Below are 9,088 nucleotides of genomic sequence, written 5' to 3'. Positions count from 1 at the left end.
TACTATTTTTTCTCGCAGGTCAACTGAGTACGGTTTCATTGTAATTCTTGATGCACTAATACTTAATGTACCTCATCTACCTCGAAACTGCTGTAAGTGTCGTAATTACCCACAGAAAAAGAAGCTGCGTAAAAAGAATCTATTAAAGGCTGCTTGGTAACTAAATTAATTGTTCCGCTTAGGTCTCCTTGTCCGTAAAGTACAGAAGCTGCGCCTCGCAGCACCTCAATTCGCTCAACATTGCCAATGCTAGTTAGGTCTCTGACTCCAGCAAAATAATTTCTCAAACCGTCTGTAAGAATATTAGGCGTTGCTGAATCGAAGTATGAATCATGCGATCGCCTCAAGCTTGCGGGCGCTATGCGCCCGCAGCGCCACGGAACCATACTTGAGATAATGTATTACCAATCGAATAGAGAGTCTAAGCATTTCCTCTGTTTTAGAGTAACACTCATGTTTTCCGATGTAGCCTAGCCAAATAATGCGGAGCCGGAGACGCTCCACCTCCGGTCTAAAACGACTATTCTCACCTTCTACTCGTGTCATATAAGTTTTACTAACAATATGATCCTCATTGCTAATAAAAGAAGGGTAAACTGGATAGCCATCTGTGACGTAAAAATAAGAATGCCAGCAGTTTATTATTTGCCACAACAGCTTAAAAGTGTCTTTACTACGATCTCCTAAAACCCATGCTATCACTCCTGGAACATGCTTGTTTAATGCTGTCCACAACCAATGAGTGTTTTTTTTACCTACAAAAGTTTCAAGCTCATCAATTTGAGTAATTTCTGGTATTTCATGATATTCAGGTGAATTAGGTAGGGTATTTCCCAGTTCTCTAACCCAATTTATTACAGTTGTATGATGTACTTTCTTAACTCGCTCAATTCTACGAAATCCTAAACCATTCACATACATTTCTAAACACTCTTTTTTTATTTCTTCTGGGTAGCCCTGCTGTTCATAGGAATCTATAAACTGACGACCACAAGGAACACATATGTGATTTTGCTTACTATACTTTTTATCATTCTTGCGGATATGAGTGGATGCACACCTTGGACATTTCATCGCGATGTCTACGACGGGCTACGCCTACGCTCAAATTCATACTTCAATTATGCAACACTCAAAAAACTATTGCTTCTCCACCAAGTAGTTAAACAAATCATCTAGCACTAGTAACGCCGATAAATAGCTGCCAAAAAACCAGTAATGCCCTACTACATAAACTTTATCCTCCTGTACTACCTTAAGTTTTGACCACAGAGGTTCTGCCATAAATCGCTTGAGCACGAGCTTTGAGTCAACAAGGGTGGGAAAGCCGGGATCTAAAACAAACAGAATATTTGCATCCATTTGAGTCATGAGTTCGGTGGAGATCATATACATACCAGGGATACCTGATAGTTTTACTATTGCTGTTGGATTCAGTTTCTGCAATCGGGGACGATCTAAACCGAGTTCCTCTAAAATTGCCCCAGAGAATGAACTTTTGGGTCGAACCATAATCACTTCGGGATAGAAATTCACCACGGATATTAAAGTCTGTTTTAGTCGCTCACCCATCCTGGCTTTGAACTCGGCGACCCGTGCATTGTACTGCGCCACAATTTGTAAAGCTTTCTCAGTTTGACCCAGTGCCTCTGCTATCAGCATAAATGGCAGTTTCCATTCTGTAAGACTTTTATTGTGATACACAACAGTGGGTGCAATATGTGACCATAAACTATAATCTGACTGTAAGTTATCTAACTCTCCGATCAACAAGTCGGGTTTAAGGGCGAGAACCTCCTCAAGATTGGGTGGCCAGCCAATGTCTACAATGTTATCCAGTCTCAAGTGTGGAGATAATCTTTTGGTTGTGCCTTTAAGTTTAACTCCTAAGCTTATAGCTGCTTCTGTAGCATAGGAATCTAGTGACACTATTCGTTGAGGATGGAAACGATATTGTCACTGTTGCGACTTGGTAATCCGCCGCGTTGTACGCCAGCATTTCTGAGTACCTCCCCAGAGGAATCTGCTGCCTGGTCTTCAATCACTGCCCTTGGAATTACCTGAATCGATTGAGGAATGTCGCGTCTGGGTATATTCGTTCTTGTTCCCGTAGTCGCATTACTTACCTTGTAGCCTGTATCTGGCGGTGCTATCACCTCTAGTTCAATCGGTGGTTGGTTTTCACTAGATGACGGTTTTTGCGGTGACAGCGTTGATTGCTGTCGGGTAATTGAGCTACTCGTTACCCCAAACACTAAACCTTCAGTACTATCAAACAACTGCACTGCTGCTAGCAATTTACAATTGTATGATCCTAACCCACTTACGGTAAGCTTAACGCTAAGGTAGCACTTTTGATAACTATCATGCTGATTGAATCACTAATCTTAAATAGTTCTGATAATTTTTTGAAAACAGAACAAACTGATGAATAAAGAGTGCTTATTCTCTGCTTTGAACCTGAAAACCAAATTTTGCTTCCTTGAAAGCAAAACTTTAACTGTTTGGGCATATCATCTTCAGTCACTATTAACTATTGGATTGTTGATGCTGCTTTTCCTATGTGCTTGTAGCCAAACACCAACCCATCACCAGAAATTTACTTCCAGCCAGGAATCAACACTCCCCAACTTCCGTATAGTTAAACATCAAATGGGTGAAACAAAACTCCCCATCTCACCCAAAAGAGTGGTTGTTCTAGATGGGGCTTTAACCGAAGCTGTCTTGGCTTTAAGTGTCAAACCAGTAGGCGCTCCTGTTAAATTCATAAACTACCCCCTATCCCAAATGCAACAAGCAGGTATAGAGGATATAGGGGCGCGAACCCCCAACTTAGAAAAGATTTTAGCTCTCAAGCCCGATCTAATTTTGGGGCTTTCCGATAATCAGGAAATGTATGGTTTATTATCACACATAGCACCCACAGTCTTAATTAACTACAGCTACTCCACATGGAAAGAAATGTTTTTGTCAGTTGCTCAAGCCTTGGGTCAGACCACGGTTGCAAAGCAATGGATGTCTCAATACTACAACCGCATATTTGAATTTAAAGCTTCTATGGGCAACCGATTAGCTTTGACTCATATATCTGTCTTACGGATTGCTGGGTATACTATGTTCATTAAAGGTTCTTTCTTTGGAGGTATCTTCAACGATATTGGTCTGTTAAATTCCCTTTCACAGAATCTGGATGTTCTTACATTTCGTCGGAACATATTTACAAACGGATATGTTTATGTCCTCTCTCCAGAACTATTGAACGAAGCCGATGGGGATGCTCTATTTCTGATTTCCGACACCAGCTTTGGTCTGGCATCTGCTCAAAAAGCCAGAGAGCAACTACAAGTCCAGCCTCTTTGGTCAAAGTTAAAGGCTGCCCAGCAGCGCAAGGTCTATATAGTTGGAAGTTACTGGGTCTGTTGTGGACCGTTGGCGGCTAATCGAGTTCTTGATGACCTGTCTAAGTATTTACTTGAAACATCCCACTTGAAGTAAATCATGCTAAATTTACACAATTGGCAACTGTGTGTATAAGAGTATCCTTTATTTGCTGCATTAAAAGTAGGAAAGGAGAAAATTAACATATTAAGATTCTACTTCTACTGTTTTTTGTCCTGCTCATTCTCCTTTAAGATACTTAAAATAAATCTGCTGATCGTAAAATCTCACCATCAGATGCTGTCTCTTGCAGAGTGCAAGAGGTGAAATCGGTGTGACTCCGTGCCAAGCGTTATGCTCACATACAAAAAGAACGGAGTTACCTAATTTTGGTGAAATCTCTTGAAAAACAGATTCGCGCTGCTCATTTTCTAAAATCTGGAGACTCCCTCCCCACTCGCTGTTCCAGTCTTCACTGAAATAAAACAGGTGAGATAGAGCCATTCCTGAGTCCCTATTGTTTACAAACCATGAGTCTTTATGAGGTGCTAAACTTTTGTTTGCTGTGCTATCTAATTGAGATAGAGAAATACAAATTAGATGGCGATGCAGATTTAATCCGGTCAATTTGGCAACAGCTTCTCGATAAGCAAAGCTTACCAATTCGTCAAGCAGAGTTTGCCAAACACTGTTCAAGTTTGGGCTAGGAGGAATATAACACTTGTTTTTGGTAGCATCGTAAAACTTTTGTGCATTTGTTACCACTTCTGCCCCTTGATCCAAAATCAATCCTCCAGGTCTTTCTGCAAATTTCTCATCTGGAAAACTGTTGAACAATTCAATAAGCTGGGATTTTGGTATGAGATTATCAAAAAAAATCCTATGATAAGGATATTCTTGAATTATACCATTGCCAATTGCGTCAAAATTTAACATGAAAGTTATTTTTATTAATTATTTATTACTGGTTAGCTCTTAATTTTAAGAAAGTCATTCGATCATAAAATCTAACTATGACAGTGAGTCTGTCTTGCGATGCTTCTTGAGATGAAACTGGAGAGACATTGTGCCAAGAATTTTCCGAACGCACTATAACTATACTCATACCATTACGAGGAGGAATTTCTTGAAATATAGATTCAAGTTGTTCGTTTAAGAGAATTTGAAGACATCCTCCCCACTCAGTTTTCCAATCTTCACGACCGAAATAAAGTAGGTGTGTGAGGGTAATTCCTTCGGAATCTGAATGAGAACCATTTACAATCGGGTCTAATCGACTTAAAGAAACACGTATCAATTGCTGCTCTAGGTTTAATCTGGTTAGTTTAGCAATACTGGCTCTATAAGCACTGCTATGTAATTCCTCAACCAGTGCTTGCCAAATATTGCTTAGACTTTTGCTAGGGTAATAAAGTATTTTTTTTGTATGCTCGTCAGCAAACTCTTCTGCTTCGTCGTAAACTATGATTGCAGGTCTGTGGTGAGGTTTTTCCCTTTTTGGAAAAATCTCTATTAGGGGAAAACTGTTCCTTAACTCAATTAGTTGGGTTTGAGAAATAAGATTGTCAAAGAAAATCCAATTGTAAGGATATTCTTGCATTACACCATTACGAATCGCCTCTAAATTCAACATCATCTACTCCATTCTTGTACAATATCTTCTAATTATTGTGGTAACAAGTATTTAAACAAATCATCTAACACTCGATTAGCTGATAAATAGTTTCCACCCCCCCAATGCGGGCCAATTACATGGACTTTACCTTGCTGCGCTACCTTAAGTTTTGACCATAAAGGTTGTGCCATAAATTGCTGGATTGCTAGTTCTGAGTCAGCTTTTGTTGGAAAGCTACTAGTCATAATAAACAGAACATCTCCATCTATCAAAGATAGAATTTCCGGGGAGATCAAAAACAAAGCAGTATTACCTGATAGTTTTGTAATTATTGTTGGACTCAGTTTCTGACTTTGGGGAAGGTCTAGGCCAACTTCTTTTAAAATAGAACCAGAAAATGATTTTTGAATTCTGACAATAATTGTCCCAGCGTAAATATCTACAACAGATACTCGCGTCTGTTTAAGCTTCTCACCCATCCTTGCTTTAAACTGTGTTACTCGTGCATCATACTGTGCTACAACTTGTTTTGCTTCTTGTGTTTTTCCTAGTGCTTCTGCTACTACCAGAAATGGACGTTTCCAATCGGCGATCGCTCTCATGTCAAAAAAAACTGTCGGTGCAATATCTGACCATAAACGATAAGATTCTGGTTCTGTACCACCTGCACCCATATTTCCAATTAACAAGTCGGGTTTGAGAGCCAGGACCTTTTCAATATTGGGTGGTAAGCCAATGTCTACAATGTCATCCAGTTTCAACTGTGGTGCTAATTTTTTGGTAGTGCCTATCAGTTTAACTCCCAAAACAATAGCTGCTTCGGTCGCAAAGGCATGGAGTGAAACAAACCTTTGTGAGTGCTGGGGAACTGCTGTTGTACCCATTGCATGTTTGACGATGCGGACATTAGCTAGTGGTGTAAAAGTTGATGGATTTTGTGGATGTCTCCATGTACAAGCAGCCAGCGACACAAGCAGCAATATTGCAATTATACATAACTGCATTGTCTGACTTTTTTGTAGAAGCAAGATAGTTTTCAAAACTTCCACCCTAGTGTAAAGTTGACCGTGAATGGGTATCCATAATACACTGTGGTATCTGTTGGCGTACTACCAAAAGCAGTTTCAAAATAATTTAGATCAAACAGATTCTGGAAGTTGAGCGCTGCATCAAATTTTCCCTGGCGGTAGAAAAGGGCGGCATCAGTGCGGAGATAACTGGGTAACTTAAAAGTGTTAGCTGAATCAACAAAGCGATCGCCCACATAATATAAACCTAAACCTGCGCCAAATCCTTTAAGATTTCCTTTGGGAATGATGTAAGTCGTCCAAAGACTGGCTATATTTTGCGCTGCTCCAGGGAGTTGTTTGCCGACAGGGATAGAGTTATCTTCGGTAACGCGAGGATCGGCGTATGCATAGGAAGCAATCACATTCAAACCTGGGGATATTTCACCTGTAACAAACAATTCAACACCTTTGCTGTTTGCCTCACCTACAGGAATAGCAAATCCAGAATTATTAGGGTCATTTGTGAGGATATTAGATTGGGTAAGGTCGAATAGAGCTAAATCTATCGAAAGTTTATCACCGAGTAAATCTGCTTTAGCACCGACTTCGTATTGAGTTCCGCGCTGTGGTTGAAATGCCTGCCCAGTTGCGGTTACTCCAGTCTGGGGAATGAAGGAGCGAGCATAGCTAGCATACAGAGAAATTGGTTTAATCGGTTGATAAACAATACCCACACGAGGACTAAATGCTTGGCTTGAGAACTCGGTTGAAGTTAAAGCAAGTTTGTCACGATCCGTGTCTCCTGTCCAATCATAACGTCCACCCAAAACTAGTTTGAGGTTCTGAGATAGGGCGATTAAATCTTGAGCATATACACCCAGGTTATCGGCAATAGTTGAATATTTGGATTCACCCGAAAGTGTACCATTTCCTAACTGCCCATAAACCGGATTGAAAATGTTGATTGAGTTGGTAGTAAAATTTTGATTTGCTCCATTAACAAAGCTCCAACCATATTCTGTCCCTACAATAAGTTGGTGTTCCAGGCTTCCAGTCTTAAACCGTCCTGTAACCAGAGTATTTAAATCGTATCCATTCTGGAAACTATCACCAGCCTGAACAAATCTACGTCGAGTCAAAGTTTCGTTATCTGGCTGTAGCTCGATTGGAACTCCTCTCCCTATCGGGTTCCCAATACTTTTAACAATGAGTGCTCCAAAAGCATTCTCGATTGACCAGTTCTCATTAAAACGATGCTCTAGTTTGTAGCTCAAGCGAGTAGTGATAGTATCTGTAGTCCCCACTTGTCCTATATACCGACTAATAGGTACTTTGCCGTTAGGATTTAGATACAAAGTGCCGATCGCGGGTAGCCCTTCGTTTGCTAAACTGCTATTGTAATCTCCATAACTTCCATTGAATGTCAATTTCGTATTTGGATCTATATCCCACGAGAGCGCTCCAGCAAACTGATAGCGTTCCTCATTATAAAAATCAATAAAGCTATCAGAGTTGAGGTAGGAAGCATTAAGGCGATAGGAAACATTTTTATTTGTTGTCAAAGGCCCAGAAAAGTCAAGTGAACCTCGGTAAGAGTTATAATTCCCAACAGAGAAGTCCGCAGCATAGTAGGGATCTTTTAAAGGCGGCTTAGTAACTAAATTGACAATACCGCCAAGTCCGGCTCGTCCGTAAAGTACAGAAGCTGGACCTCGCAGAACGTCTATTTGTTCGATATTATTAAGATTGAGGGCAGCAGATCCTCCCAGAGAGAACCCTCTAAGTCCGTCGATTAAGATATTGCCAAAAGAAGAGTTAAAACCTCGAATTATAAATCTATCTTGCGAACCTGGATAACGCTCTGTTGATGCACCAACATTTTTCAGCGCATCTCCAATATAAAGAATATGTTGGTCTTTAATTACTTGTTGGGGAATAACATTAACTGTCTGAGGAATGTCGCGTAATGGTGTATTCGTTCTAGTTGCAACACTAGTATTAGTAGGGTTGTAACCTGTATCAGGCGGTGCTATCACCTCTAATTCAATTGGTGCTTGGTTTTCACTAGATGACGGTTTTTGCTGGACTGGTGTAGGCTGCTGACCAGTAGTTGCAGTAGTACTTACCCCAAACACTAAGCCTTCATCACTATTAAACAACTCCACTGTTGGCGCAAGAGCTTCACCCATCACTGTCACCCGTAGGGTATTAGTATCAATATTCGTAACATTTACCTCAGCAATTCCCGGTACTGGCTTCGATTGCCGAAAGGTATTGCCATTAGTCAAGTGCAACTGAGCATTAGGGATGTCTGCAACATAGGAATTACCCTCAGTTTTCGGAGTTACTTGCAACTTATCACTGTTAACAGTAGTCTCTAAAATTACCTCCAAACCCTTATCAGTGCTATTCACCTTCACTCCCGTCACTGGTATGACTTGTGCTTGGTCAGTGGGTATTGGCAATTGCACTAACTTTTGGGTATTGGTAAATGGATGCTCTATTTGGTTGAGACTCCGAATCTCTCTAATCGGTGCAACTGACTTTGTGATTGTTTGTTGAGCTAGTAGTTGCCCTTTACTAACTGGTATTTCTGCCGCTAGAATGGGAATAACATTTAGAGACCCAATTACAGACACTATTGAACTAGTTAGCAATAGATGCCAGGAAAAACAGTTTAATCTCCGCGGCTTCATTTAACCCTCCTCACACATACTTACTGATCTGTCGCTCACCATTTGCCTAAGTTAAGGTATAAAGGGTAAGTAGAAAACCTATTACCTTTTATCCAAAACCCGATGACGATCTCACCCCAAAATTCATATTCCTTAAATTGGGGTTATTACATCAGCTACATCGTTTGACTTAATCTAAATTTTACCAACTTAGTTAGTAAAATATGAAATATGTTTTTGCTCTAAGGGACTTCCAAGGAATAAAATCACCAATTACAATAATGATAATCATTCTGAGGGGGGGAAGGAGAAGCATACGAGAGGCTGCGCCAACGGCATAGCTTCTCTACCAGACGCTACGCGAACGCTTAGAGCGAGTCCGCGAGCGTCTGTACTTTCTTTACTCGCTC

Annotated in this window: 8 protein-coding genes and 1 pseudogene; 1 reads left to right on the top strand and 8 read right to left on the bottom strand. The window is 40.5% G+C overall.

Annotation, left to right across the window (positions count from 1 at the left end; translation table 11 throughout):
- Positions 1 to 62 precede the first annotated feature (62 nt).
- The 4 genes and pseudogenes from V7L20_RS02220 to V7L20_RS02205 all read right to left on the bottom strand — a co-directional run bounded on the left by V7L20_RS02220 (position 63) and on the right by V7L20_RS02205 (position 2,279).
- Entirely contained in the window at positions 63 to 386 is a 324-nt protein-coding gene (locus V7L20_RS02220) for a TonB-dependent receptor plug domain-containing protein (RefSeq protein WP_442943496.1), read from the bottom strand.
- Positions 331 to 1,074, bottom strand: a pseudogene (locus V7L20_RS02215) (IS1 family transposase). The gene V7L20_RS02220 and the pseudogene V7L20_RS02215 overlap by 56 nt, the downstream one beginning before the upstream one ends.
- A 66-nt stretch (positions 1,075 to 1,140) precedes the next feature.
- Positions 1,141 to 1,929 (bottom strand): iron-siderophore ABC transporter substrate-binding protein, encoded by a 789-nt coding sequence (locus V7L20_RS02210; protein ID WP_334742496.1) that lies wholly within the window; start codon positions 1,927 to 1,929, stop codon positions 1,141 to 1,143.
- Positions 1,929 to 2,279: a hypothetical protein gene (locus tag V7L20_RS02205; protein WP_334742495.1), complete on the bottom strand. Its 351-nt coding sequence runs from the start codon at positions 2,277 to 2,279 to the stop codon at positions 1,929 to 1,931. Before V7L20_RS02205 ends, V7L20_RS02210 begins: the two co-directional genes overlap by 1 nt.
- Positions 2,280 to 2,427: 148 nt before the next feature.
- Here V7L20_RS02205 and V7L20_RS02200 point away from each other — a divergent pair, with 148 nt between their 5' ends.
- The gene (locus V7L20_RS02200; RefSeq protein WP_334742494.1) at positions 2,428 to 3,495 is read left to right on the top strand and encodes an ABC transporter substrate-binding protein; all 1,068 of its coding nucleotides are present in this window, start codon (positions 2,428 to 2,430) and stop codon (positions 3,493 to 3,495) included.
- 123 nt (positions 3,496 to 3,618) lie between these two features.
- On the opposite strand, the gene V7L20_RS02195 is transcribed toward V7L20_RS02200, so the two are convergent.
- The 4 genes from V7L20_RS02195 to V7L20_RS02180 are packed head-to-tail and all read right to left on the bottom strand — an operon-like array spanning position 3,619 to position 8,699.
- Entirely contained in the window at positions 3,619 to 4,314 is a 696-nt protein-coding gene (locus tag V7L20_RS02195; RefSeq protein WP_334742493.1) for a 2OG-Fe(II) oxygenase, read from the bottom strand.
- A gap of 25 nt (positions 4,315 to 4,339) precedes the next feature.
- A complete protein-coding gene (locus tag V7L20_RS02190) occupies positions 4,340 to 5,014 on the bottom strand; it encodes a 2OG-Fe(II) oxygenase (protein ID WP_334742492.1) in 675 nt (224 codons plus the stop codon).
- 29 nt (positions 5,015 to 5,043) lie between these two features.
- On the bottom strand, positions 5,044 to 5,997 hold the full coding sequence (locus tag V7L20_RS02185) for an iron-siderophore ABC transporter substrate-binding protein (RefSeq protein ID WP_334742491.1): 954 nt from the start codon (positions 5,995 to 5,997) through the stop codon (positions 5,044 to 5,046).
- 32 nt (positions 5,998 to 6,029) lie between these two features.
- Positions 6,030 to 8,699, bottom strand: a complete 2,670-nt coding sequence (locus V7L20_RS02180) for a TonB-dependent siderophore receptor (protein ID WP_334742490.1) — start codon at positions 8,697 to 8,699, stop codon at positions 6,030 to 6,032.
- Positions 8,700 to 9,088: the final 389 nt, after the last annotated feature.

Origin of the sequence: Nostoc sp. (genome assembly GCF_036916735.1) — a bacterium.
In the GTDB taxonomy this organism is placed as follows: domain Bacteria; phylum Cyanobacteriota; class Cyanobacteriia; order Cyanobacteriales; family Nostocaceae; genus Nostoc.
This window is presented reverse-complemented; position numbering and strand designations above follow the sequence as displayed.

Excerpts from the sequence above, each read along its gene's own strand:
- V7L20_RS02220 (WP_442943496.1), bottom strand. The coding sequence starts at position 386 with ATGGTTCCGTGGCGCTGCGGGCGCATAGCGCCCGCAAGCTTGAGGCGA.
- V7L20_RS02200 (WP_334742494.1), top strand. The coding sequence starts at position 2,428 with ATGAATAAAGAGTGCTTATTCTCTGCTTTGAACCTGAAAACCAAATTT.
- V7L20_RS02195 (WP_334742493.1), bottom strand. The coding sequence starts at position 4,314 with ATGTTAAATTTTGACGCAATTGGCAATGGTATAATTCAAGAATATCCT.
- V7L20_RS02190 (WP_334742492.1), bottom strand. The coding sequence starts at position 5,014 with ATGATGTTGAATTTAGAGGCGATTCGTAATGGTGTAATGCAAGAATAT.
- V7L20_RS02185 (WP_334742491.1), bottom strand. The coding sequence starts at position 5,997 with ATGCAGTTATGTATAATTGCAATATTGCTGCTTGTGTCGCTGGCTGCT.
- V7L20_RS02180 (WP_334742490.1), bottom strand. The coding sequence starts at position 8,699 with ATGAAGCCGCGGAGATTAAACTGTTTTTCCTGGCATCTATTGCTAACT.